The sequence below is a fragment of the Saccharothrix texasensis genome (assembly GCF_003752005.1).
GTDB lineage: Bacteria > Actinomycetota > Actinomycetes > Mycobacteriales > Pseudonocardiaceae > Actinosynnema > Actinosynnema texasense.
Genome location: NZ_RJKM01000001.1, coordinates 2562496 through 2586065, shown reverse-complemented (window position 1 = coordinate 2586065; position 23570 = coordinate 2562496). Strand labels below are relative to the sequence as shown.

At 72.0% G+C, this 23570-nt stretch carries 22 protein-coding genes; 12 read left to right on the top strand and 10 right to left on the bottom strand.

The features are described from left to right. Nucleotides 1–46 precede the first annotated feature (46 nt). The gene (locus tag EDD40_RS09945; protein ID WP_123742646.1) at nt 47–418 is read right to left on the bottom strand and encodes a DUF397 domain-containing protein; all 372 of its coding nucleotides are present in this window, start codon (nt 416–418) and stop codon (nt 47–49) included. Next, on the bottom strand, nt 418–1293 hold the full coding sequence (locus EDD40_RS09940; RefSeq protein ID WP_123742645.1) for a helix-turn-helix domain-containing protein: 876 nt from the start codon (nt 1291–1293) through the stop codon (nt 418–420). The genes EDD40_RS09945 and EDD40_RS09940 overlap by 1 nt, the downstream gene beginning before the upstream one ends. Before the next feature lie 144 nt (nt 1294–1437). On the opposite strand from EDD40_RS09940, the gene EDD40_RS09935 reads away from it, so the two are divergent. Beyond that, nucleotides 1438–1977 (top strand): Scr1 family TA system antitoxin-like transcriptional regulator, encoded by a 540-nt coding sequence (locus EDD40_RS09935; RefSeq protein ID WP_123742644.1) that lies wholly within the window; start codon nt 1438–1440, stop codon nt 1975–1977. On the opposite strand, the gene EDD40_RS09930 is transcribed toward EDD40_RS09935, so the two are convergent. Beyond that, nucleotides 1954–2847 (bottom strand): PfkB family carbohydrate kinase, encoded by an 894-nt coding sequence (locus tag EDD40_RS09930; RefSeq protein ID WP_123747906.1) that lies wholly within the window; start codon nt 2845–2847, stop codon nt 1954–1956. The two genes, EDD40_RS09935 and EDD40_RS09930, sit on opposite strands and share 24 nt — an antisense overlap. Nucleotides 2848–2980: 133 nt before the next feature. On the opposite strand from EDD40_RS09930, the gene EDD40_RS09925 reads away from it, so the two are divergent. Then, nucleotides 2981–4273, top strand: a complete 1293-nt coding sequence (locus EDD40_RS09925) for a lytic polysaccharide monooxygenase (RefSeq protein WP_123742643.1) — start codon at nt 2981–2983, stop codon at nt 4271–4273. After that, nucleotides 4273–4818 (top strand): hypothetical protein, encoded by a 546-nt coding sequence (locus EDD40_RS09920; protein ID WP_123742642.1) that lies wholly within the window; start codon nt 4273–4275, stop codon nt 4816–4818. The genes EDD40_RS09925 and EDD40_RS09920 overlap by 1 nt, the downstream gene beginning before the upstream one ends. 10 nt (nt 4819–4828) lie before the next feature. Here the strand turns inward: EDD40_RS09920 and EDD40_RS09915 are convergent, their stop codons facing one another. The 5 genes from EDD40_RS09915 to EDD40_RS09895 all read right to left on the bottom strand — a co-directional run bounded on the left by EDD40_RS09915 (nt 4829) and on the right by EDD40_RS09895 (nt 10310). Continuing rightward, nucleotides 4829–5872: a LacI family DNA-binding transcriptional regulator gene (locus tag EDD40_RS09915; RefSeq protein WP_053716045.1), complete on the bottom strand. Its 1044-nt coding sequence runs from the start codon at nt 5870–5872 to the stop codon at nt 4829–4831. Nucleotides 5873–6292: 420 nt separating this feature from the next. Further along, entirely contained in the window at nt 6293–7321 is a 1029-nt protein-coding gene (locus EDD40_RS09910; protein ID WP_123742641.1) for an endo-1,4-beta-xylanase, read from the bottom strand. 24 nt (nt 7322–7345) lie between these two features. Continuing rightward, nucleotides 7346–8164: a carbohydrate ABC transporter permease gene (locus EDD40_RS09905; protein ID WP_123742640.1), complete on the bottom strand. Its 819-nt coding sequence runs from the start codon at nt 8162–8164 to the stop codon at nt 7346–7348. Continuing rightward, nucleotides 8161–8982 carry a carbohydrate ABC transporter permease gene (locus EDD40_RS09900; RefSeq protein ID WP_236594848.1) on the bottom strand — a complete coding sequence of 274 codons (822 nt, stop codon included), beginning with the start codon at nt 8980–8982 and terminating at the stop codon, nt 8161–8163. The genes EDD40_RS09905 and EDD40_RS09900 overlap by 4 nt, the downstream gene beginning before the upstream one ends. A 32-nt stretch (nt 8983–9014) precedes the next feature. Then, nucleotides 9015–10310 (bottom strand): extracellular solute-binding protein, encoded by a 1296-nt coding sequence (locus EDD40_RS09895; RefSeq protein WP_201439697.1) that lies wholly within the window; start codon nt 10308–10310, stop codon nt 9015–9017. Nucleotides 10311–10503: 193 nt separating this feature from the next. Between EDD40_RS09895 and EDD40_RS09890 the strand changes: the two genes are divergently transcribed. From EDD40_RS09890 to EDD40_RS09880, 3 genes are read left to right on the top strand one after another with little or no spacing between them, the layout of a single operon-like run. Beyond that, nucleotides 10504–11493 carry a LacI family DNA-binding transcriptional regulator gene (locus EDD40_RS09890; RefSeq protein WP_053716050.1) on the top strand — a complete coding sequence of 330 codons (990 nt, stop codon included), beginning with the start codon at nt 10504–10506 and terminating at the stop codon, nt 11491–11493. Then, on the top strand, nt 11487–13823 hold the full coding sequence (locus EDD40_RS09885) for a beta-xylosidase/alpha-l-arabinosidase (protein ID WP_123742637.1): 2337 nt from the start codon (nt 11487–11489) through the stop codon (nt 13821–13823). The genes EDD40_RS09890 and EDD40_RS09885 overlap by 7 nt, the downstream gene beginning before the upstream one ends. A 7-nt stretch (nt 13824–13830) precedes the next feature. After that, the gene (locus tag EDD40_RS09880; protein WP_123747905.1) at nt 13831–15594 is read left to right on the top strand and encodes a hypothetical protein; all 1764 of its coding nucleotides are present in this window, start codon (nt 13831–13833) and stop codon (nt 15592–15594) included. A 55-nt stretch (nt 15595–15649) separates the two neighbouring features. Here the strand turns inward: EDD40_RS09880 and EDD40_RS09875 are convergent, their stop codons facing one another. Further along, nucleotides 15650–16618 (bottom strand): acetylxylan esterase, encoded by a 969-nt coding sequence (locus EDD40_RS09875; protein ID WP_123742636.1) that lies wholly within the window; start codon nt 16616–16618, stop codon nt 15650–15652. Between the two features lie 102 nt (nt 16619–16720). Here EDD40_RS09875 and EDD40_RS09870 point away from each other — a divergent pair, with 102 nt between their 5' ends. The 4 genes from EDD40_RS09870 (at nt 16721) to EDD40_RS09855 (ending at nt 21514) form a co-directional block, all read left to right on the top strand. Then, entirely contained in the window at nt 16721–17746 is a 1026-nt protein-coding gene (locus tag EDD40_RS09870) for a LacI family DNA-binding transcriptional regulator (protein WP_246037576.1), read from the top strand. Nucleotides 17747–18283: 537 nt separating this feature from the next. Beyond that, a complete protein-coding gene (locus tag EDD40_RS09865) occupies nt 18284–19906 on the top strand; it encodes a cellulase family glycosylhydrolase (protein WP_123742634.1) in 1623 nt (540 codons plus the stop codon). 9 nt (nt 19907–19915) lie between these two features. Next, entirely contained in the window at nt 19916–21010 is a 1095-nt protein-coding gene (locus EDD40_RS09860; RefSeq protein ID WP_123742633.1) for a cellulose binding domain-containing protein, read from the top strand. Between the two features lie 87 nt (nt 21011–21097). After that, nucleotides 21098–21514 (top strand): DnaJ family domain-containing protein, encoded by a 417-nt coding sequence (locus EDD40_RS09855; protein WP_123747904.1) that lies wholly within the window; start codon nt 21098–21100, stop codon nt 21512–21514. Between the two features lie 12 nt (nt 21515–21526). Here the strand turns inward: EDD40_RS09855 and EDD40_RS09850 are convergent, their stop codons facing one another. Continuing rightward, nucleotides 21527–22078, bottom strand: a complete 552-nt coding sequence (locus EDD40_RS09850; RefSeq protein ID WP_123742632.1) for a TetR/AcrR family transcriptional regulator — start codon at nt 22076–22078, stop codon at nt 21527–21529. 91 nt (nt 22079–22169) lie between these two features. On the opposite strand from EDD40_RS09850, the gene EDD40_RS09845 reads away from it, so the two are divergent. Both EDD40_RS09845 and EDD40_RS09840 read left to right on the top strand, forming a co-directional pair. Beyond that, nucleotides 22170–22880 carry an SDR family oxidoreductase gene (locus EDD40_RS09845; protein ID WP_123742631.1) on the top strand — a complete coding sequence of 237 codons (711 nt, stop codon included), beginning with the start codon at nt 22170–22172 and terminating at the stop codon, nt 22878–22880. A gap of 221 nt (nt 22881–23101) precedes the next feature. Continuing rightward, nucleotides 23102–23443: a hypothetical protein gene (locus tag EDD40_RS09840; protein ID WP_123742630.1), complete on the top strand. Its 342-nt coding sequence runs from the start codon at nt 23102–23104 to the stop codon at nt 23441–23443. The last annotated feature ends 127 nt before the right edge of the window (nt 23444–23570 follow it).

Sequence of the window (23570 nt, the reverse complement as noted above, 5' to 3'; positions counted from 1 at the left end):
CCATAAGGGGTCTGCTTCCGCCGCGTTCTTGGTCGGGTCGCGTCCGTCAACTGGCGCGGGCGACGACGGCGGAGTGGGTGAACTCGCCCGCGCGCACGCCCCGCATGAACATCTCCCACTCGCCGCGCGTGTAGCGCAGCGCGGCGCCGTCCTCGCGCGCACGCAGGATCGCGCCGCCGCGCGGCTCCGGCAGGACCGCCAACGCGCCGTCCTCCTCGACCGAGCCCGACAGCAACCGGCGCAGGAAGTCGTCCCACGCGGGCGCGGCCAGGGTGAGCACCGGTCCGCTGCCCTGGTCCTTGGTGTCCCGCACCTGGACCACGTCGCCGTCGAACCTGACCTCGACGCAGTCACCCGACGCCGTGCTGAAGCTGCTCTTGAACCAGCCACGCGCCGTGGCCGAGGGGCTGTAGGGCATCAGAACCGCTCCATCTCGTGGTAGACCGCGTCGATGAACTCACGCGAGTCGCGGTCGCCGAGCGCTCGGTCGAACGTCTCCGCGAAGCTCGCCGTCGACTCGAGTATCACTTGGCGCTTGTCGATGATGACACCGCTGATCGCGGTCTCCTGGTACATCAGGTCGCCGAGCCTGTTGGAGCCAAAGGAAAGGATCTTCAACGCCGCCCCGAGCAGCGGGTGCGCCCCCGCCGCGAACGGGATGACCCGGACCCGGACGTGACCGCCCTTGCGGTCGAGGACGTCGAGCAGGTGGGCCAGTTGCCCGCGCATCACGCGGGCATCGCCGACGAGCTGCCGCAACGCCGCTTCGCCCAGCACGACGTCGAGCCGCACCGGGTGCTCGCCGTCCAGCCGGCCCTGCCGCGCCAGCCGCGTCTCCAGCCTCGGGCCGACGTCGACCGGCCGGATGTACGGCGTGCCGGCCCGCACCACCGCCCGCGCGTAGTCGGCGGTCTGCAGGAGCCCGGGGATGATGTCCGGCGCGTACTCGCAGACCTTCGCGGCCCCCGCCTCCAGGCCCAGCAGCCGCAGGAAGTCGTCCGAGTAGAGGCGGGCGTAGTCGTGCCACCACTCCCGCCGCTCGGTCTGCTCCCGCAGCGCCTCGAGGCCGGCGCGCTCGTCCTCGGCCAGCTCGTACGCGTCGGCCAGGTCGCCGAGCTTCGCCGCCGTGAGCCGGCGCTTGCCGGACTCGATCGCGGAGAGGTTCGTGCCGCCGATGCCCGTGGACTTGCCGACCGCCGCCGCCGTGAGCCCGAGCCGGTCCCGGTGGTCCCGGAGCCTCAGCCCGAGCTCCCACGCCTGCACGGTGCTGGAGATCGGGGCGTCGTCGCCCATGTCCACGTCCCGTCGGATCTGGTGGCCCGGAGCGATGCAGAGGGTAGCGACACCGCACCCGTCCGATGAGTCGACATCGGGATAATTATCAATATAGCTTCGGATCACGCACGAGAAGTGTCCCGCAGCCGAGGTGATGACCTGATGGACCACAAGCCGACGCTGCGTGGCCGCCTGCTCGGCCTCGAACTGCGCCGGGTCCGCGAGGCGGCCGGCCTGACCGTGGCCGAGCTCGCCTCACGGACCAGGCAGTCCCCGCAACGGATCCAGCGCCTGGAGGACGGCGTCGCCGCCTCGCCGAGCCCGGACCCGACCATGTGGTGCGCCTGGGGCGCCGAGGCGACCAGCGTGATCAACGTGCTGTGCCGCACCGCCGAGCGGATCGACGTCTACGCGCCGCTGGGCCTCCACCCGTCCCTCGACCAGCTCGACGCCGACCGCTGCACGGCCTACGTGCTGGAGGGCTGCGCCGTGGACCGCGCCGACGTCACGGTCCGCGTCATCCCGCGCGGGACCGAGCACTGCCCCGGCGCCGAGCACCCGTTGACCAGGTTCGTCCTCGCGGACGGCCCGGCCGTCGTCTTCTACGCCTACGTGCACCGCGCGATGTTCACCGAGGACCCGAGCCACCTCGGGCCGGCGCACCGGTTCTTCCAGTACCTAGCCGAGCTGACGCGCGGCTAGCGCGAGCCCGGTCAGGTCCGTGCGCCCGCCGGGGTGGCCCACCGCGCGGCCGGCGGCGGCCGTGGCCAGCCGGCCCGCGTCCGCGGGGTCGTCACCGCGCACCAGCGCCACGGTCAGCGCGGCCACGAACGCGTCACCGCCGCCGGTCGTGTCCACGACCTCCTCCTCGGTCAGCGGGATCACCACCGAGCCCTCGGCCCACGTCAGCACGTTGGCCTCGCCCGGCACCTCCAGCGCCACCACCGACGGCCCGCGCGCCAGCAGCTCCCGCCCCGCCCGCACGGCCGCGTCCGCCCCGGTGATCGACCGCCCCGTCACCAACTCCGCCTCGTGGTGGTCGGCCCGCACCACGTCCGCCGCGGCCAGCAGCTCGGCCGCGCGCCCGGCCGGCGCGCCGTCCAGCACGACCAGCCCGGTCGCCGCGCGGACCGCCGCCAGCGCCGCCTCGGCCGGCTGCTGGAGCTGCACGACCACCGCGTCCGCGCCGGCCAACGTCGACGCCGCCGCCCGCACGTCGTCCACCGTCACCAAGGTCGGCTCGGGCACGTCCTCCAGGTACCGGTACGCGCCATCGCACACGAGGTCCACCATCAGGGCGGTCCGCACGCCCGCCCGGCACACCACGGCGGACGTCGCTACGCCGTCCGCGTCGAGCCGCTCGACCAGTAGGCGGCCCTCCCGGTCGTCTCCCACGACGCCGACCAGCGCGGCCGTTGCGCCGAGCTGCCTCGTGCCCCGGGCGATGTTCGCGCCCTTCCCGCCGAGCATTTCCCGGCGTTCCAGGACCCCCGCGCGGGCACCCGGTCCGGGCACCTCGGGCACCACCAAGACCAGGTCACGGGCTATCTGACCGACCACCGCGATGCGCATGGTCGAGCGGTACCCGGTGGCCACCAGTTGAAACGGGCCGTTGACGTGGCGTCACCGGTAATGCGATCGTGATTCTGGGAGCGCTCCCAGTCCTGTGGTTCACAGATCACCGTCGATCTGAAGGAGAAGGTCCTTGCGACTCAAGCGCTTTGGGGCGTTGGCACTCGCCGCGCTCGGTATCGTCGGTGTGACCAGCGTCGTCGTCCAGAGCGGCGTGGCGTTGGCACACGGGTCGATGACGTACCCCGCAAGCCGCACCTACGCCTGCTACGAAGACGGCAGGGCGGGCAGCGGCGGCGGTGACCTGAACCCGACGAACCCGGCGTGCGTCGCCGCGGTGCAGATCGGCGGGAAGCAGCCGCTGTGGGACTGGTACGGCAACCTGATCAGCCTGGCCGGCGGCAAGCACCGCGAGATCATCGCCGACGGCGACCTGTGCGGCCCCACGACCAAGTACGACGCCTACAACCTGGCCCGCGCCGACTGGCCGGTCACCACGTTGCAGGCCGGCGCGCGGATCAACTTCAAGTACAACGCGTGGGCGCCGCACCCCGGCACCTGGGACCAGTACGTCACCAAGGACGGCTTCGACGTCACGCAGCCGCTGAAGTGGTCGGACCTGGAGCCGGCGCCGTTCGACAGCATCACCAACCCGGTCGCGGTCGGCGGCGAGTACTCCTGGAACGGCACCCTGCCGAACAAGAGCGGCCGCCACATCATCTACTCGATCTGGCAGCGCAACGACAGCCCCGAGGCGTTCTACAGCTGCTCGGACGTGGTCTTCAGCGGCGGCAACAGCGGCGGTGACACCCAGGCGCCGACGGCCCCGGGCACGCCCACCGCGACCGCCACCGCGAACTCCGTGTCGTTGAGCTGGTCCGCGGCGTCGGACAACACCGGCGTGAGCGGCTACCAGGTCTACCGCGAGGCGGGCGCCACCGACGTGGCGGTCGCGACGACCTCGGGCACCACGGCCACCGTCACCGGCCTCACCGCCGACACCGCGTACCAGTTCTACGTGGTGGCGCGGGACGCGGCGGGCAACACCTCGCCCCCGTCGACCGCGGTGTCGGTGCGGACCGGCACGGGCGGCGGCACGACGCCGGGCGCCTGCGCGGTGACCTACAACGTGCCCAGCTCGTGGTCCGGCGGCTTCACCGCCAACGTGTCGGTGAAGAACACGGGCACCAGCGCGGTCAACGCGTGGCAGCTGGTCTGGGACGTCCCGGCGGGTCAGGGGATCGGCCAGGCGTGGTCGGCCGAGGTCGCCGTCGCGGCGGGCAAGGCCACCGCGAAGGGCGCCACCTGGAACCAGAACATCCAGCCGGGCCAGACGGTGAGCTTCGGGTTCAACGGCACGTCGCAGGGGACACCCGCGAACCCGTCGTCGTTCGCCCTCAACGGCGCTTCCTGCGCCGCGGCCTGATGTTGGGTCGGTGCGCGGCCCTGGTCGCGCTCCTGGTGGGGTCGGTCGCCTGTTCTTCGGCGGCGACCGACTCCACCGGCCTGGGCTCCAACGCCCTCGGCCCGCCGCTGGGCACGCCCGCCGCGGTCGGGGAGTGGGTGCGGGAGAAGACCGGGCAGTGCGACGACGTGGTGCCTCGCACGATGGAGGAGTTCGCCGAGTTCGTCGGCCCGCTGCGGGCGAAGCTCTACGCGCCGTACGTGGCGGAGTGGGCGACGTGCGAGGCGGGGCCCTACGAGCGGCTCGGGCTGGTCGTGTTCCAGCGCGAGAAGCTGCCGGACTTCCAGCGCTCCTGGCAGGGGGCGCTGGCCGGCGGCGAGGTGTCGGACAACCCGGACTTCGGGTTCGGCAACGGCTTCGCGCTGAGCGGCACGCTCGGCCTGGAGCTGCTGGGACTGCACGAACTGCGTTGCACACCGGTGGAGCCCGGTGCGGACGTGGGCCACACCCTGCCCGCGGAGGCGGAGGGGTGCACCTACGTCCAGAAACCGGGCCACCACCACTAGAGGCGGCTCGTCAGCGTGGCGCGGCGGTGCTCTGACGCACCACCAGCGTGGTGGCAAGCTCGATTCGGCGGTGTTCGGGCTCTTCACCACGTGCCAACGTGATGGCGAGACGGGTGCCCGCCGCGGCCATGTCCTGCAGCGGCTGCCGGACCGTGGTCAGCGGCGGGCCCACCCATTGCGCGACCGGGAGGTCGTCGAAACCGATGACGCTGAGGTCCTCCGGGATCCGCAGGCCGGCCGCGCGCGCCGCCTCGTAGACGCCGAGGGCCTGCAGGTCCGACCCGGCGAAGACCGCGGTGGGCGGGTCCGGCAGGTCGAGCAGCGGCGCGAACTGGGCCCGACCGGACTCGACGTGGAAGTCGCCGTAGCGGACCAGGTCCGGGTCGTAGGCCAGGCCCGCGGTCTCCAGCGCGGCGCGGTAGCCGTCCACGCGGGCGCGGCTGCACAGGACCCGTTCCGGGCCGCCGATCATGGCGATGCGGCGGTGGCCCAGCTCGATGAGGTGGCGGGTGGCGGTCAGGCCGCCGTTCCAGTTGGTGGCTCCTATGGAGGGCGTCTCCAGCTGGGGTTCCCCGATCGGGTCGACCACGACGACCGGGATGTCCCGCGCGCGCAGCTTCGCCAGCTGCGAGGACGTGAGGTCGGAGAAGACGGAGATCACGGCCAGGGGCTTGCGGGCGATGACGCCTTCGAGCCAGCCGTGGCCGGGGGTGAGCCTGCCCTGCGACTCCGACAGCACCAGCGCCAGGCCCTGCTCGGAGGCGACCTGCTCGGCGCCCCGGATGATCTCCAGCGCCCAGGCGCTCTCCAGCTCGTGGAACATCAGTTCCACCAGGTTGGACCGCCGCGACCGCTCGTCCGCCCGCCTCTGGTAGCCGTGCCGCCGGATGATCGCCTCGACCCGCTCGCGGGTGTGCGGCGCGACGTCGGCGCGACCGTTCATCACCTTCGAAACAGTCGGAACCGAGACCCCGGCCTCGGCCGCGATGGCGGCAATGGTGATCTTGCCCGAGGCTGTGCCATCCGAGGGTGACGGGTCGGCTTTGGTCGGCATGGGGGCAGTCTACGGCAGCCCCGCCCAGTTCTGGCCGCTAGACGCGGGGGAGCGGTGGTGGGTCGTTCGTCACTTGGCGTGTCCGTAACGCGTTCGAAACGCTCGACATTGTGATCGAAACTGTCGAATGTCCGATTGCTCCCACTCGGCCGCACCACCGAGGCTACCGCAACGCGGTCACCGATCCGGCTCGGAACCGGACCGCCACCGACCTCGTCCGCGCCCGTGCCGAGCGTTCAACTCACCCGTTCCGAACGTAGGACACACCCGTTCCGAACGTAGGACACGCGCGAGAGTCGTACGTTCACGCCGCGCGTGTCCTACGTTCCGGACAGGCGAGTTGAGCGCTCGGACGGCCGTGGTGGGGGTGGGAGGCTCGGGCCCGCCGGGAGAGGTGTGCGGGCCCGAGCCCCGGTCGGGTCAGCTCCGGCGGCGTGCGCCGCCGAACGAGAGGTCCTCGCGCAGGGCCCGATCAGCGGGCTTCGCGGCGAAGTTCTCGTCGAGGATGCCGGCCGCACCCTCACCCTCGAACCACCCGGGCACCCAGGAGTACTTGTCCGTGTACCCCCAGACCGTGAACGACAGGCAGCGCGGCGTCAGCAGGCACGCCCGCAGCAGCGAGCGGTAGACGTTCGCCTGGGCCTGCGACTTCACCGGGTCGGACGGCAGCGCCACCCGCACGTCGGCTTCCGTCACCGCGGTGTGCAACCCCAGGGCGTCGAACCGCCGCAGGTTCTCCGGCAGCGTCGTCGGCGCGTGCCGCACCGAGCAGTGGGCCTGCACGCCGACGCCGTGGATCGGCACGTCCTGTCGCACGAGTTCGCGCACGAGGTCGTACACGCCGTCGCTCTTGGCGTTGACGTCCTCGACGTCGTAGTCGTTGTAGAACAGCAGCGCGTCCGGGTCGGCTTCGTGCGCCCACCGGAACGCGTCCGCGAGGTAGCCGGGACCGAGCGCCCGCAGCCAGACGGTGTCGCGCAGCGTCCCGTCGTCCTCGAACGCCTCGTTCACCACGTCCCACTGCCAGACCCGGCCCTTGAACCGCCGCACGGTGGTCTGGACGTGGGTCTTCAGCACGTCGCCCAGCTCGTCGGGCGGCACGTCGGCCAGCCACGCCGGGTTCTGGTTGTGCCAGACCAGCGTGTGGCCGCGCACGCGCTGCCCGTTGGCCTGGGCGAACGCGAAGAACGCGTCGGTCGGGCCCCACTCGTACCGGCCGCGGGTCGGTTCCAGCTCGGCCCACTTCATGGCGTTCTCGGCCGTGACGGTGTCGAACTGCTCCGCCACCCACGCCCGGTACGCGGGGTCCTCGGCCAACGCCGTCAGGTCGACGGCCGTGCCGAGCGCGAGGCCGTGCGGCGCCGCGAGCCGCCGGAGCGGGGGTTCCGCCGCCGTCACGGGTGCGACGGCGGCGGAACCGGTGACCGGAACGGTCGGGTCGTCGGGCATGAGCGTCCCTCCGGTCCGGACGTGCTACTTGCCGAAACCGGCGGTGAGGCCGCTGAGCAGGAACCGCCGGCCGATCAGGTACACCGCGAAGATCGGCAGCACGGACAGCGTCACCGCGGCGAGCAGCGCGGGCACGTTCGTGCCGAACTGCCCCTGGAAGTCCCACAGCCCGAGGGTGAGCACCCGGGACGACTCCGACTGGGTGAGCACCAGCGGGAAGAGGAACCCGTTCCACGCGTTGAGCGCCGTGTAGACGACGACCGTCATGATCGCCGGCCGCGCCAGCGGCAGGACCAGCGACACCAGCACCCGCATCGGGCCGGCGCCGTCGATCGCCTGCGCCTCGTACAGCTCGCGCGGCACGTCGCGCAGGCTGTTGACCAGCACCAGCATCGCCACCGGCAGCGCGAACGCCGCCGTCGGCAGGATGATCGCGGTCAACGTGTCGTACAGCTGCATCCGCGTGATCATCAGGTACACCGGGATGATCGTGGCCTGCGCGGGGATCGCCAAGCCCATCAGGAGCAGGGTGAACCCGCGCTGCACGAACGGGCTGGTGTTGCGCACCACCGCGTACGCGGCGGGCACCGTCACCAGCACCACGATCGCCACCGTCGCGACGGTCACGATCACGTTGTTCAGCAGGTACTGGCCGAAGCCGCCGGTCAGCACGGTGACGTAGTTGTCCAGCGACAACGCGTCCGGCATCGCCCACACGCTCTTGCCGAGGTACTCGGCGCGGGAGCGCAGCGACACCGTGACCAGGTAGAGCAGCGGCCCGACGACGATCGCCAGCCACACCAGGGCGAAGATCCCGGCGGGCCAGTTGGGACGAGACTTCACGACCCCTCCTGCTGGCTGGTCATCTGGCGGAACCCGCTCCAGCGCATGACTGCCAGCGACAGCGCGGTGCCGAGGACGACCAGCACGACCGCGATCGCGCTCGCGTAGCCCATCTCGAACCCGCTGAAGCCGGTGATGTACATGTGCAGCGGCAGGATGCGGGTCGCGGTGCCCGGTCCGCCGTTGGTCAGGATCAGCACGGTGTCGAACGTGGTCAGCGAGCCGACCAGCATCAGCACCGACGACGTGACGATGGTGTACCGCAGCTGCGGCAGCGTGATGTGCCGGAACTTGCTCACCCGTGACGCGCCGTCGATGGTCGCCGCCTCGTACAGCGAGGGCGGCACCGCCCGCGCCGCGCCTTGGTAGAGCAGGGTGTGGAACGGGATGAACTGCCACGAGATGACGAGCACCACCGTGTAGAGCGCGATGTCGGGGTCGCCCAGGAACAGCGGTCCGCCGACGAACGCGCCGAAGTTCGGCTCGAGCAGCGCCTGCCACAACAACGCGATGGCGGCCGTGGACAGCAGCAGCGGGAGGAAGAAGATCGAGCTGAGCACCGCCCGGGACCGCTGCTTGCCGGCCGCCCAGACCCCGATCAGCAACGCGATCGGGGTCTGGACGAGCCACGACACGACCATCAGCACCAGGGTCCGCCACACCGAGGCACGCGCCTCGCTGTCTTCGAGCAGCCGGGACCAGTTCTCGCCCCCGTTGAGCGCCGGCGTGCCCAGACCGTCCCAAGCGGTGAAGCTCAGGTAGATCACGAGCAGCATGGGCAACACGGCGAACAGGGCGAAGAATCCGAACGCCGGCACGGCATACCAGGCCGAAGGCCGCTGGGACGACATCAGCGCGCGGCCACCGCGTCGACGAACTGCTGCGGCGAGACCTTGCCCAGGAAGAACTCCTGGAGCTGGGTCAGCATGAAGGTGGCGTCGTCGGCCGGGAGGTCCTGGTCCCAGGACAGCTGGAAGTTCTTCGAGTCCAGCACCAGGTCGTAGATGAACGACGCGTACTCCGGGTTCGGCGACTTCTTCAGCTTCTCCTCGGCGCCCACCACCGGCGGGACGTCACCGGCCTCGATCAGCGCCTCGACGTAGGAGTCCTTGTGCAGCTCGGTGGTGACGAACTTCTTGGCCGCGTCCAGGCTCTTCGAGTCCTGGGTCGCCGAGTAGAAGTTGCTCACGTTGCCGACGAGGTTGCCCGCGTCGCCCTTGCCGCCGGGGACCGACGGGAACGCCACCCAGCCCAGGTCGCCGTTCTTCACGAAGTCCGGGCTCTGGTCGAGCTGGTTGGTGTACTCCCACGAGCCCATGAGGTGCATGGCGGCCTTGCCCTGCGCCAGGATGGTCGACGCGCCACCGGCGTCGTAGCCGACGGAGGCGAAGCTGCTGCCGAACGCGCCGCGGTCGATCAGGTCCTTGAGCTTGGTCATGGACTCGACCACGGCCGGGTCCTTCCAGCCCTCGGGGCCCTTGTCCCGGATGTTCTTGAACACCTCGGGGCCGGCGACGCGGTCGAGCACGTACTCGGCCCACATCAGCTCGGTCCACGCCTGCGTGCCGGCGAGGGCGATCGGGGTGATGCCCTTCGCCTTGAAGGTGTCGACGGCCGTGAGCAGCTCGTCCCACGTGGTCGGCGGCTTCGCGCCGGCCTCGCTGAAGACCTTCTTGTTGAAGAACAGCAGCACCGGCTGCATGCCGCGCATCGGCACGCCGTAGTACTTGTCGCCGAGCTTGGCGCCGTTCAGGACGCTCGGGATGAACGCGTCCTTGACGGCCTTGTTCTCCTCGAGCACGGAGGTGAGGTCGGCCACCTTGCCGGCGTCGACGTACTCCTTGAGGTTGCCACCGCCCCAGTTGAAGAACAGGTCGGGGGCCTGCGGGGAGCCGATGGCCACCCGGAGCCGCTGCTTGTACGGGTCGTTGCCGAACGTCTCCAGCGAGGCGTTGCCGCCACCCGCCTTGAACGAGTCGATCGACTTGTTCTCGATCTTGTTGAGGACCGGGTCCTCGAGCGCCCAGATCTTGAGGGCGCCGCTGGTGGTCTCGCCCGGACCGGACGTGCCACACGCGGACACCACTGCTGTCACGGCGACGAGCCCCATCGCGATGAGGGGACGCACCCATGAACGGCGGGACATGCGACCGCCACCCTTCTGCCACGCTGCGGATTTGTTCGTGGCATCGAAACATTTCGAAACATCCACGACTTGCGCAGACCTTAGGCCCGTGTCCAACCGGTGTCAAGCGTCACCATTCGGCGCGTCCAGGTGACGTTTCTGCACGTCAAGAGGTCACTCTTGTGTTTCGATCGAGTTTCGATACTATCGGGCCATGCGTCGAGCCACGTTGGCCACGATTGCTGCAGCAGCGGGGGTGTCTCTCCCGACGGTGTCCAAAGTCCTCAACGGGAAGGACGACGTCGGCGCAGAGACCCGGGCCCGCGTGCGGCAGCTCCTGGCCGAGTATGACTACGTGCCGGTCGGGTCCCGCAGGGCCTCCGGTCACCTGCTGGTGGACCTCGTGTTCACCGCCCTGGACAGCCCCTGGGCGGTGGAGATCATCCGTGGCGTCGTCGACACCGGGCTGCACGTCGTGGTGTCGTCCACCGACAAACCCCGTCAGCACACGTCGTGGGCGGCGTCGCTGGTCGAGGCCAGGCGCGCGGGAGCGCTCCTGGTCACCTCCCAGCTGACCGCCGCCGACCGCCGGGTGCTGGCCAACTCCCGCATCCCCGTCGTGGTCATCGACCCGGTCGACCTGCCGCAGCCGAACGTGCCCAGCGTCGGCGCCACCAACTGGGCGGGCGGCCTGGCCGCCACCGAGCACCTCCTGCGCCTCGGCCACCGCCGGGTCGGCGTCATCGGCGGACCGGCCGGTATGCTGTGCAGCCGCGCGCGGGTCGACGGCTACCGCGCCGCGCTGGACCGCGCGGGCATCGCGTTCAACCCCGAGCTGGTCAAGCACGGGGACTTCAAGCACGAGGGCGGGTTCCGCCGCGCGGCCGAGCTGCTGGCGCTGCCGGACCGGCCGACGGCGATCTTCGCCGGCAACGACGAGCAGGCTTTAGGCGTGATCGAGGCGGCCCGCGTCGTCGGGCTGTCCGTGCCGCACGACCTGAGCGTGGTCGGCTTCGACGACCTGCCGGTCGCGGTGTGGTCCTCGCCCGCCCTCACCACCGTGCGCCAGCCACTCACCGAGATGGGCCGCCACGCGGGCCGCATGCTCGCCGACCTGATCGCGGGTCGCCCCGTGGAGACCGAACGGGTGGAACTGGCCACCGAACTCGTCGTCCGATCGTCAACGAAGGAGCCGCCGTGCTGAACCCCTGGGCCGATCCCGGAAGGCCGACCGGTGAGCGGGTCGCCGCCCTGCTGGCCGAGCTGACCCTGGAGGAGAAGCTGGCCCAGCTGGTGGGCGTGTGGGTGGGCATCTCCGAGGGTGAGGAGGTCGCCCCCGCGCAGCACGAGTTCGCCGAGCCGCTGCCGCCGTGGGACGAGCTGACCAAGCCCGGCCTCGGGCAGCTGACCCGCGTGTTCGGCACCGGGCCGATCGACCCGCTGGTGGCCGCGAAGGTGCTGGCCGAGACCCAGCGCAAGCTGGTCGCGAACACCCGGTTCGGCATCCCGGCCATGGCTCACGAGGAGTGCCTGTCCGGTTTCACCGCGTGGCAGGCCACCGTTTTCCCGACCCCGCTCGCGTGGGGCGCGTCCTTCGACCCGGAGACGGTCGAGCGGATGGCACGCGAGGTGGGCCTCGTGATGCGCGACGTCGGCGTCCACCAGGGATTGGCGCCGGTGCTCGACGTGTCGCGCGACCCGCGCTGGGGACGCACCGAGGAGACCATCGGCGAGGACCCGTACCTCGTCGGTCTCCTCGGTGCCGCCTACACCAAGGGCCTGGAGTCCAGCGGGATCGTGGCCACGCTCAAGCACTTCGCGGGCTACTCCGCCTCGCGCGGCGGGCGCAACCACGCGCCCGTCCACATGGGCCCGCGCGAGTTCGCCGACGTGGTGCTGCCGCCGTTCGAGATGGCCCTGCGCCTGGGTGGCGCCCGCTCGGTGATGAACTCCTACGCCGAGGTCGACGGCGTGCCCGCGGCCTCCGACCCGACCCTGCTCCACGACCTGCTGCGGGAGCAGTGGGGCTTCACCGGCGTGGTCGTCGCGGACTACTTCGCGGTGTCCTTCCTGGAGACCGCGCACGGCGTCGCCGGCTCGCCCGGTGAAGCCGCCTCGCTGGCCCTGGCCGCCGGCATCGACGTCGAGCTGCCCAGCGTGCGCTGCTTCGGCGAACCGCTGGCCGAGCTGGTGCGGTCCGGGCAGGTCGACGAGGCGCTGGTGGACCGCGCGGTGGTCCGCGTGCTCACCCAGAAGTGCGAGCTCGGCCTGCTCGACGAGGGCTGGCAGCCGGAGTCGCCCGCGGTGCTGCGCGGCGAGCCGGTCGACCTCGACCCGCCCGCGCTGCGCGACCTGGCCCGCACGATGGCCGAGCGCTCCGTGGTGCTGCTGGACAACGCCTCGGACGTGCTGCCGCTGGCCGACACCGGCAAGGTCGCCGTGGTCGGCCCGTGCGCGGACGACCTGCTGGCGCTGATGGGCTGCTACGCGTTCCCGAACCACGTGGGCGTGCAGCACCCGGACGTGCCGCTCGGCGTCGACATGGACACGATGGTCCAGGCCGTGCTGAAGGAGTTCCCGGGCGCCGAGGTGTCCACCGCCAAGGGCTGCGAGGTCGACGGCCTCGACCGGTCGGGCATCGAGGACGCCGTCGCCGTGGCGCGCGAGGCCGACGTGGTGCTCGCCGTGCTGGGCGACCGGGCCGGGCTGTTCGGCCGCGGCACCTCCGGCGAGGGCTGCGACGCCGAGGACCTGAACCTGCCCGGCGTGCAGGGCGAGCTGCTGGACCGGCTGCTGGAGCTGGACGTGCCGGTCGTGCTGGTGCTGCTCACCGGCCGCCCGTACGCGCTGGGGCGCTACACCGGGCCCGGCGCCGACGCGGCCGGCACCCGGCCCGCCGCGATCGTCCAGGCCTTCTTCCCCGGCGAGGAGGGCGCGGGCGCGGTCGCCGGCGTGCTCAGCGGGCGGGTCAACCCGTCCGGCAGGCTGCCCGTGCAGGTGCCGCGCGGCTCCGGCGGCCAGCCGACCACCTACCTGCACCCGCCGCTCGGCGGTCCGGGCGGGGTCAGCTCGGTCGACCCGTCGCCCGCCTTCCCGTTCGGGCACGGCCTGTCGTACACGACGTTCGAGCTGTCCGACTTCACCGGCGGCGCGGAGTTCCCGGCCGACGGCGAGGTCGAGGTGTCGTGCCTGGTGCGCAACACCGGTGACCGGTCCGGCGCCGAGGTCGTCCAGCTCTACCTGCACGACCCGGTCGCGAGCGTGACCCGCCCGGTGCGCCAGCTCGTCGGGTTCGCCCGGGTCGAGCTGGACGCGGGCGCCGCCACCGAGGTGACGTTCCGGCTGCACGCCGACCGCACCTCGTTCACCGGCCGCGACGGCAAGCGGGTCGTCGAGACCGGCCAGGTCGTGCTGCAGGTCGGCCGATCGAGCGAGGACATCCGCTGGGAGCACCCGGTCCAGGTGACCGGCGAGCCGCGCGTGGTCGGGCACGACCGCGTGCTCGTGACCCCGGTGACCACCACGTCACGATGAGGTGACCATGAGGTCAGTGCCCTTGCTGGCGCCGCCGGCGCTCCTCGCGCCCGCGGCGCCGGCGGCGGCGAGCCCCACCCCGAACGGCCCGAGCCGGGTCGAGGGCTACGTCGTCGACCGACCCGGACCGGGACGCTTCCCGCCGGCGTCCCGGGGCAGGGCCGCCGCCATCGTGGTCAGCGACGCCGACCACCCGGGCGTCGTGCGGGTCGTCGGCGACCTGCCCGACGACGTCGAGCGCGTCACCGGCGTGCGGCCGGAACTCGCCACCCTCGACGGGACGTCCGGCCGGACCGCCGTACCGCGCGGCGACGTGGTCATCGTCGGCACGGTCGGCCGGAGCCCGTTGATCGACGGCCTGGTGGAGCGCGGCACGCTCGACGTGTCGACCATCGCGGGCCGGTGGGAGACCTCGCTCCAGCAGGTCGTGCACGACCCGGTGCCGGGCGTGCGGCGCGCGTTCGTCATCGCGGGCAGCGACCAGCGCGGCACGATCTTCGGCGCGTACGACGTCTCGCGCGAGATCGGCGTGTCACCTCGGCACTGGTGGGCCGACGTCCCCCCGGCCCACCGCGCCGAGCTGCACGTGCTGCCGGGCCGGCACGGCCAGGGCACGCCCGCGGTGAAGTACCGCGGGTTCTCCGTCGACGACGAGAACCCGGCGCTGGGCCGCTGGGCGCCGCGCCACTTCGGCAACGGCCACGCGCCGGGTTCCCCCGCGCTCGCGGGCGGCAAGTGGCACGGCTTCCAGACCCAGCCGAAGATCGGCTGCGGCGACGTGGCCCGGTACGGGCCGACCGCGTCCTGGCAGCAGCCCGAGCGCGACGGCGAAGCGCTGCCGGACGCGGTGTTCCCCGCCGTCGAACGCGTCGACCTGCCGCAGGCGGCCGAGATGGGCGTGGCCGTGGACGGGCCGGACCAGTGGTGGCCGGCGGCCGGCGGGTCGCCGGCGCTGCCCGCGTTCAGCCCGCACCAGTCCCAGCCGGGCCGGTACGTCGACGTGTTCAACCGGGGCACGATCCCGTTCGACTACCGGGCCACGCCCGGCGCCGCCTGGCTGCACGTCGACCGGCCGCACGGCACGGTCGACGACCAGGTCCGGCTCGACGTGCGGGTGGACTGGTCGCGCGCGCCGAAGGGCCGGACCACCGTCCCGATCGAGATCACCGGCGCGGGCGTGCCGGTGACCGTGCACGCGGTGGTCGAGCACGACCTGGTGGCACCGCGGGGATTCGTGGAGGCCAACGGGTACGTGTCGATCGAGGCCGCCAACGCGACCCGGGTCGTGGCCGGCGACGGCGTGCGGTGGCGGCGGATACCCGACCTCGGCCGCACGGGCGACGCGATGGAGCCGTTCCCGGTGACCGCGCCGAGCCGTGAGCCGCTGACCCGGACCGGGCCGCGGCTGGAGCACGACCTGACCGTGCGGTCCGACGGGCCGGTGACGGTGTGGGCGCACCTGTCGCCGCGCAACCCCGTGCTGCCGGGCCCGGGCCTGCGGTACGCGGTGTCGTTCGACGACCAGCCGCCGCAGGTCGTGGACATCACCGCCGCCACCGGCGCGGACGACACCACCACGAACCGCCAGCGGGAGCGCAACACCTCCGACAACGTCAACCGAACCGCCACCGGGCACCGGCTGGACGCGGGCGCGCACACGCTCGAGTTCTGGGTGGTCGACCCCACCGTGGTGGTCCAGAAGCTGGTCGTGGACTCAGGGGGCCTCAGGTCGAGCTACCTGGGACCCCCGGAGAGCCGTGGAGTCCACTGACCGGGCTGGGGCGTGAGGGGGACTATGGCGGTGGCCCCCCTCACGCCCCGCCTTCTCACAGGTGCGCGCGCAGGTGGCGCAGCTTGCGCTCGTCGTGCACCCGCGGCGTGGTGTGGCCGCTGAACGGGAACACCGCCATCTCCTTCGGCGCGGTGATCTCGTTGTAGGCCGCGTACACCGTGGACGGCGGGCACACCTCGTCCATCAGGCCGACGCTCAGCAGCGACGTCGCGGTGATCCGCTTGGCCAGCAGCGCGCCGTCCACGTACCGCAGCGTGTCGCGGGCGGCCGGGATCAGGTCGACGTGGTGCGCCAGGAACTTCGCGATCTCCGCGTACGGCTCGGCGTCGGTCAGGGTGATGGCCCGCTGGAAGTCGCACAGGAACGGCACGTCCGCGTGGCACACCTTCACCGCCTCGCCGTTGAGCGCGGCGGCGGCCAGCGCCAGCCCGCCGCCCTGGCTGCCGCCGGACACCGCGATCCGCGTCTCGTCCACCCCGTCCAGGGAAGCGGCCACCTCCACGGCGCGGGCCGCGTCCACCATCAGGCGCGTGACGTAGTAGGTCTCGGGGCTGGCGATGCCGCGCGTCATCACGCCGGGGTGCTCCGGGCCCGCCAGGCCGGAGTCCGGGGTGGCGCCGAGCGTCCACCGCCCGCCCTGGCCCCGCGTGTCCATCACGAACACCGCGTAGCCGACGGACGGCAGCAGCGCGTGCTCCGACGGCAGCCCGCGCCCGCCGCCGTAACCGATGTAGCAGACCACGGTCGGCAGCGACTCGACGCCGGAGCCTGCGGGGCGGATGTACCAGCCGCGCACCCGGTCGCCGCCGTACCCGGAGAACTCCACGTCCCAGACGGAGAGCGGACCGTAGGCGTCGGCCGCGTACGGGGTGAGGACCGGCGGCAGGGAGGCGGCGTGCGCCTCGTCCAACCGGGCCTTCCACCACAGGTCGAGGTTGTCCGGTTCGGCGGTGTCGGTCCGGTAGAGCGCCAACTCCCGCTCGGAGAGGTCGAACCAGGGCACGGCGGTCCCCTTTCACATCATCCGTTAAGCGCTTAATTACCCTACCGGGCCAGGCCGCCCGGACCGCGGCTAGACTCGATGATCACGACCGAGGAGGCGCGGGTGGCAGGTGGCAAGCGTCCGACCATCTCGGACATCGCCAAGGCCGCGGGCGTGTCCACCGGCGCGGTGTCCTACGCGCTCAACAACCGGCCCGGTGTCTCGGAGCCGACGCGCCGCCGGATCATGGACATCGCCGACCGCCTCGGCTGGGTGCCCAGCAGCGCGGCGCGGTCGTTGAGCGACGGTCGGGCGAACGCGATCGGGCTGGTGGTCGACCGGCCCGCGCGGGTGATCGGCGTCGAGCCGTACTTCATGCAGCTGATCTCCGGCATCCAGGGCGCGCTGGCCGGCGGGCCGACGTCCCTGCTGCTGCAGGTGACGGACAACTCCGCCGCCGAGCTGGCGGCGTACCGGCGGTGGTGGGGCGAGCGGCGGGTGGACGGCGTGCTGCTGGTCGACCTGGTCCAGAACGACCCCCGGGTCGAGCTGGTGCGGGAGCTGCGGCTGCCCGCGGTCGTGCTCGGCGAGCCCGTCGTGCCGGACCTGCCGTGCGTGTGGACCGACGACGAGCTGGCCGTGGAAGAGGTGCTGGAGTACCTGGTCGCGCTCGGGCACCGCCGCATCGTCCGGGTCGCCGGGCCCACCAAGTTCGTGCACACCCAGACCCGTTCCCGCGCGTTCACCGCGGCCGCCGCGCGCCTCGGCCTGCCCGACGCCCGCGTGGTGCACGCCGACTACTCCGACGAGGCCGCCGCCCGCGTGACCCGGCGCGTGCTGACGAGCGGGACCGCGCCCACCGCCCTGGTGTTCGACAACGACGTGATGGCCGTGTCCGCGCTGGGCGTCGCCCACGAGCTGGGCCTGACCGTCCCCGACCAGCTGTCCCTCGTCGCGTGGGACGACTCCGCGCTGTGCCGCCTGGTCCGGCCGGCGCTGTCCGCGGTGCGCCGGCCGATCGCCGAGCGCGGCGCCGCCGCCGTGCGCCTGCTGCTGGACGTGATCAACGGCGCCCCGGCGGAGCAGGTGAAGACCTCCGACCCCGAGCTGGTCCCCCGCTCCAGCACCGCCCACCCCCCACTCCCGTAATCGCGAGAGTCGTCCCTCCACCCCGCGCGTGTCCTACGTCCAGAACGCGTGTGTCCTACGTCCAGAACGCGTGTGTCCTACGTCCAGAACGCGTGTGTCCTACGTTCGGAACGCGTGTGTCCTACGTTCGCGGCAGGCGTGTCCCGCGTTCCGGTCGATCTTGCCGTCGTGCGGCGAAACCCCAGGTCGCGTGTTCTGAGCGTTGAACTCGGGTGTTCCGAACGTAGGACACGCACGCTCTCAACGTAGGACACGCGCGTTCTGGAGGTAGGACACGCGAGGGGTGGAGGGACGACTCTCGGGTGGTGGGGGTGGCGGGGTGGGGCGGTGGTGTAGGAGACTTGCGCAAGACGTTCTGGGAGCGGTCCCAGAAGGTCGGCTCGTGGTGCCGCCGCACGGGTGTCGGCAGGGGGTTCGGCACTGAAGCGGGACGTTGACACTTAAGCGGTTAATTGCTTTGGTGTTGGGGCCTGCCGCAGGCAGGCGCGCTGCCCTGCGCTCGCTACGTCAACGTCGACAACTACGCGAGGTACATCCATGCGCAAGAGATTCGCCTTGGTGGGCGCGGCCGTCGCCACCTTGGTCCTGTCACTGCTGACGGTGGCACCGGCACACGCCGCGGCCGGCTTCACCGTCGCCAACGGCCGTCTCCTCGACGCCAACGGCAACGACTTCGTGATGCGTGGCGTGAACCACGCGCACACCTGGTACGCCGACCGCACGACCCAGGCGCTCAAGGACATCAAGGCCACCGGCGCCAACACGGTCCGCGTGGTGCTGAGCTCCGGCGACCGGTGGACCCTCAACACCGCCTCCGACGTCGCGAACGTCATCAGCCAGTGCAAGGCCAACAAGCTCATCTGCGTGCTGGAGGTGCACGACACCACCGGCTACCAGGAGCAGAGCGGCGCCGTGACGCTGGCCCGCGCCGTGGAGTACTGGAAGAGCGTGCAGAGCGCCCTGGCCGGCCAGGAGAAGTACGTCATCCTGAACATCGGCAACGAGCCGTGGGGCAACACCGGCTACACCGGCTGGACCCAGGCCACCAAGGACGCCATCACGTCCCTGCGCGCCGCGGGCTTCCAGCACACGATCATGGTGGACGCGCCGAACTGGGGCCAGGACTGGGCCTTCACGATGCGCGACAACGCCGCCTCGGTGTTCGCCGCCGACCCGCAGCGCAACACGGTGTTCTCCATCCACATGTACGGCGTGTTCGACACGGCCGCGGAGATCGACGACTACCTGAACCGGTTCGTCACGGCGAAGCTGCCGATCGTGGTCGGCGAGTTCGGCAACGACCACTCCGACGGCAACCCGGACGAGGACACGATCTTCGCCACCACGCAGTCGCTCAAGCTGGGCTACCTGGCGTGGTCCTGGTCGGGCAACGGCGGCGGCGTCGAGTACCTCGACATGGTCACCGGCTTCAACGCCGCCCAGCTCACGACCTGGGGTCAGCGCGCGATCAACGGCGCCAACGGCATCAAGGCCACCTCGCGCGAGGCCAGCGTCTACGGCGGTGGCGGCGACCCGACGGACACCACCCCGCCCTCCACGCCGGGCACCCCGTCCGCGTCGGGCGTCACGTCCACCGGCGCCACGCTGTCCTGGACCGCGTCCACCGACAACGTCGGTGTCAGCGGCTACGACGTGGTCCGCGTCAACGGCACCACGGAGACCGCGGCGGCCAGCACCGCGACCACCACGGCGACCGTCTCCGGCTTGACCGCGAGCACCACCTACACGTTCGCCGTGTACGCGCGGGACGCGGCGGGCAACCGCTCCACCCGTTCGAGCACGGTCAACGTCACCACTCAGGCCGGTGGCGGCGGCCCCGCGTCGTGCGCGGTCACCTACAAGCTCGCGGGCCAGTGGCAGGGCGGCTTCCAGGGCGACGTGAAGATCGCCAACACCGGCACGGCCGCGGTGAACGGCTGGACGCTGCGCTGGACGTGGGCCAACGGCCAGACGGTCAGCCAGTCCTGGGGCGCCACCACGACCCAGTCCGGCGCCACGCTGAGCGCGACCAACGTGTCCTACACCGGCTCCATCCCGGTGAACGGCTCGGTCAGCTTCGGCTTCATCGGGTCGTGGAACGGCGCCAACTCGGCGCCCACCGCGTTCACGCTCAACGGCGCCGCCTGCACGACGGCCTAGGAGGGCACGATGTCGAGAAGAGCCGCTGTCGCGGCGTTGTTGGCGGCGTTGGCCACGCTCGTGGGCCTTCTGGTGGCCGCGCCCGGTCAGGCGGTCGAGGCCGCCGCGCCGACGCGGATCATGGCCCTGGGCGACTCGATCACCGGGTCGCCGGGCTGCTGGCGGGCCCTGATGGACCGGGACCTGCGCGCGGCCGGGCACACGAACATCGACTTCGTGGGCACGTTGCCCGGTGACGGCTGCGGGTTCGCCTACGACAGCCAGAACGAGGGGCACGGCGGCGCGCTGGTGACCGCGGTGGCCGACCAGAACCAGCTCGTCGGGTGGCTGGCCGCCACCAACCCGAACGTGGTGCTCATGCACTTCGGGACCAACGACGTGTGGAGCAACCGGTCGACCGCGACCATCCTGGCCGCCTACGGCAAGCTGGTCGACCAGATGCGCGCCAACAACGCGAGCATGAAGGTGATCGTCGCCAAGATCATCCCGATGGCGGCGAGCGCGTGCGCGGAGTGCCCCCAGCGGGTGGTGGACCTGAACGCGGCGATCCCGGGCTGGGCGGCGGGCAAGTCCACCGCGCAGTCGCCGGTCACCGTGGTCGACCAGTGGGCCGGGTTCGCCACCGCCAGTGACACCTACGACGGCGTTCACCCGAACGCGTCCGGTGATCGCAAGATCGCGGACAAGTGGATCCCGGCCGTGGTGTCCGCGCTCAACGGCACCACGCCCACGTCCACCACAACATCCACTACTACAACGACGACGACCACGACGACGACCACCACGACTTCCGTCCCCGGAGGCGCGTGCGACGTCGAGATCAAGGTCGTCAACCAGTGGCAGGGCGGTTTCCAGGCGGACATCGCCATCCGCAACGGCGGCGGCACGGCGAGCCGCGGCTGGAAGGTCGGGTTCTCGTTCCGCGCCGGGATGTCCCTCGCCCAGGGCTGGAACGGCTCCTTCACCCAGAGCGGCACGTCGGTGACGGTGGCCAACACCTCCTGGAACGGCGCCATCCCGCCGGCCGGGACGGTCAAGGTCGGGTTCACCGGCAACGGTGACGCGACCGGGTGGACGCCGACGCCCACCTGCGCGCTGTCCTGACCGGACCTCGCGGTTGTGCCCGGCGCCGGGCACAACCGCGAGCCCGCCGCGCCACCCGCCGGTACCCTCGACCGGGGGTGGTGCGTCGTGACCGAGCGCAAACCGGCCGGTGTCGGCTTCGAGACGTGGATCGAGCGGCAGATCCGCGAGGCGCAGGACCGCGGCGAGTTCGAGGACCTGCCGGGCGCGGGCAAGCCGTTGCCGGGGCTGCACGAGCCGCACGACGAGCTGTGGTGGGTGAAGGAGAAGCTGCGCCGCGAGGAGGGCACCGCGCTGCCGCCGACCCTGCTGCTGCGCAAGGAGGCCGCCGCCGCGCGGGAGGCCGCCGGTCGGGCGCGCACCGAGGCCGAGGTGCGGTCGATCCTGGCCGACGTCAACGCCAGGATCGTCGAGGCGATCCGCAAGCCGATGTCGGGTCCGCCGCTGAACCTGATGCCGTACGACGTCGAGCACGTGGTGCGGCAGTGGCGCGCCGACCGGGACGGGCGCGCCGACCGGGGCTGACCCGGTCCCTGCTCAGCCGATCCCGGCCGCGTCGAGCAGCGCCGTCGCGGTGGTGACGCCGAGACCGGCCAGCGGCTCGGCCCGCACGACGGCGCGGGCCGCCGCGCCGTCGAACACCACCGTGAGCTGCGCGGCCAGCGTGTCCGGGTCCGGCGCGCCCGCCGCCCGCGCCTCGGCGGCGAAGAAGTCCGTCATGGCCTGCTTGTGCCGGCGGGCCACGGCGTTGGCGGGGTGCGTGGCGTCCTTGAGCTCGGTCGCCGTGGCGACCATCGGACAGCCCCGGTAGGTCGGTTGCCCGGTCAGCCCGTCCTGCGCGCGGAACACGTGCAGGATCCGCTCGCGCGGCGTGCCGCCGTCCGGGGGCAGCAGCGCGGCGTCGTAGCCGGGCGCGCGCCGGTCGAGGCTGGCCGCGATCAGCTCGTCCTTGCTGTCGAACAGCAGGTACATCGACCGCTTGGAGACGCCGGCCGCCTTGCACAGCGCGTCGACGCCGACGCCGACGCCTTCCCGGTAGAACAGCTCGCCCGCCGCGTCCAGCAACCGGTCTCGTGGGGTGGTGGTCACACCCTCAGGCTACCGCCGGGGTTGCCGTGTGGAAACCGATCGGTCTACAGTCGGTGGAAACCGATCGGTTTTCATCTTGGGAGGGATCAGCATGACCACGATCAACGGGGCGACCGCACTGGTCACCGGCGGCAACCGGGGCATCGGCAAGGCCCTGGTCGAGGCCCTGTACGCGCGGGGCGCCCGGAAGGTCTACGCCACCGCCCGCGACCCGCGCGCCGTCACGCACCCGGACGCCGTCCCGGTCGCGCTGGAGGTCACCGACCCCGACTCGGTCGCCGCCGCCGCGGCCCTGGCCGACGACGTGACCATCGTGATCAACAACGCGGGCGGGCTGGTGAAGGCGTCCTTCCTGGACTCGCCGCTGGAGGACGTCCGCCGCGAGTTCGAGACCAACTTCTACGGCCCGCTGCACGTGGCCCGCGCGTTCGTGCCGGTCATCGAGCGCAACGGCGGCGGCCACCTGCTCAACGTCGCCTCGGTGCTGTCCTGGGCGGCGATCAGCGGCTCGTACAGCGCGTCGAAGGCCGCCCTGTGGTCGCAGACCAACTCCCTGCGCCTGGACCTGCTCCCGCGCGGCATCCGGGTCACCGGGCTGCACGTCGGCTACGTCGACACCGACATGACCGCCGGCCTCGACGCGCCCAAGAGCGCTCCCCGCGATGTCGCCGAGGCGGCGCTGGACGGCATCGAGACCGACGCCTTCGAGGTGCTGGCCGACGAGCTGACCCGCCAGGTGAAGGCCTCCCTGGCGCAGGACGTGGCCGTGCAGTACCCGGCGCTCGTCGGCGCGGGGAGGTAGGCCACGCGTCGTTCATTCCACTGTGGATGGACTGCGCGGCAGCCAATCCTGTTGGCGTGGAATGGCGATCGAGTCGACGGCGACGGTCGTGACGCGGGCGATGGCAGGACCTCGGCGCGTCCCGGCACGCACCGGGGTCGAGGACGTCCAGCGCTTGGCGGCCGAGACCGAACGCCTGCGCGGCGTGGACGTGCTTCGACACCGAGACGGACCTGTGCGGGTTGAGCGGCGTGGTGCTGACCGGGCCGGCCCGAACGGTCGACCCGTCGCGCACCGCGGCCGCGATCGGCTCGCTCACCGCCGCCGTGTCCGGCTACCCGGAGGGCATGACGCGCAGCCGCGCGTTCAGCCTGATGGCGTTGGCCGCGAACCACCTGCTCGACGGCGACTTCGACCACGCGGCCGACGTGGGCGCGCGGGCCCCCGCCTTGGCGGGCACGATCCGCTCGACCCGCGTCGCCGACCGGTTGCGCCCGCTGCGCCGCCTGGCCGGCCGCCACCCGGGCAACGTGCACGCCCGCGCCCCCTCCGCCGGCATCGCCGCCTTCACCCCACCGAACTGACGCCGGTTCTTCCTTCCCCGGCACCGGTTCCGCCATCCACACCGCCCTCGACCCCACCCGGGTCGGGGGCGGTTCGCGTCCGGGCGGGCCCCGCGGTGGGCCGGTCGCGCGATCGAATTCGACTCGA

Bases quoted from the DNA above. Each gene is read 5' to 3' on its own strand.
- EDD40_RS09945 (WP_123742646.1), bottom strand. From the start codon at position 418: ATGCCCTACAGCCCCTCGGCCACGGCGCGTGGCTGGTTCAAGAGCAGC.
- EDD40_RS09940 (WP_123742645.1), bottom strand. From the start codon at position 1,293: ATGGGCGACGACGCCCCGATCTCCAGCACCGTGCAGGCGTGGGAGCTC.
- EDD40_RS09935 (WP_123742644.1), top strand. From the start codon at position 1,438: ATGGACCACAAGCCGACGCTGCGTGGCCGCCTGCTCGGCCTCGAACTG.
- EDD40_RS09930 (WP_123747906.1), bottom strand. From the start codon at position 2,847: ATGCGCATCGCGGTGGTCGGTCAGATAGCCCGTGACCTGGTCTTGGTG.
- EDD40_RS09920 (WP_123742642.1), top strand. From the start codon at position 4,273: ATGTTGGGTCGGTGCGCGGCCCTGGTCGCGCTCCTGGTGGGGTCGGTC.
- EDD40_RS09915 (WP_053716045.1), bottom strand. From the start codon at position 5,872: ATGCCGACCAAAGCCGACCCGTCACCCTCGGATGGCACAGCCTCGGGC.
- EDD40_RS09910 (WP_123742641.1), bottom strand. From the start codon at position 7,321: ATGCCCGACGACCCGACCGTTCCGGTCACCGGTTCCGCCGCCGTCGCA.
- EDD40_RS09895 (WP_201439697.1), bottom strand. From the start codon at position 10,310: ATGTCCCGCCGTTCATGGGTGCGTCCCCTCATCGCGATGGGGCTCGTC.
- EDD40_RS09890 (WP_053716050.1), top strand. From the start codon at position 10,504: ATGCGTCGAGCCACGTTGGCCACGATTGCTGCAGCAGCGGGGGTGTCT.
- EDD40_RS09880 (WP_123747905.1), top strand. From the start codon at position 13,831: ATGAGGTCAGTGCCCTTGCTGGCGCCGCCGGCGCTCCTCGCGCCCGCG.
- EDD40_RS09865 (WP_123742634.1), top strand. From the start codon at position 18,284: ATGCGCAAGAGATTCGCCTTGGTGGGCGCGGCCGTCGCCACCTTGGTC.
- EDD40_RS09860 (WP_123742633.1), top strand. From the start codon at position 19,916: ATGTCGAGAAGAGCCGCTGTCGCGGCGTTGTTGGCGGCGTTGGCCACG.
- EDD40_RS09845 (WP_123742631.1), top strand. From the start codon at position 22,170: ATGACCACGATCAACGGGGCGACCGCACTGGTCACCGGCGGCAACCGG.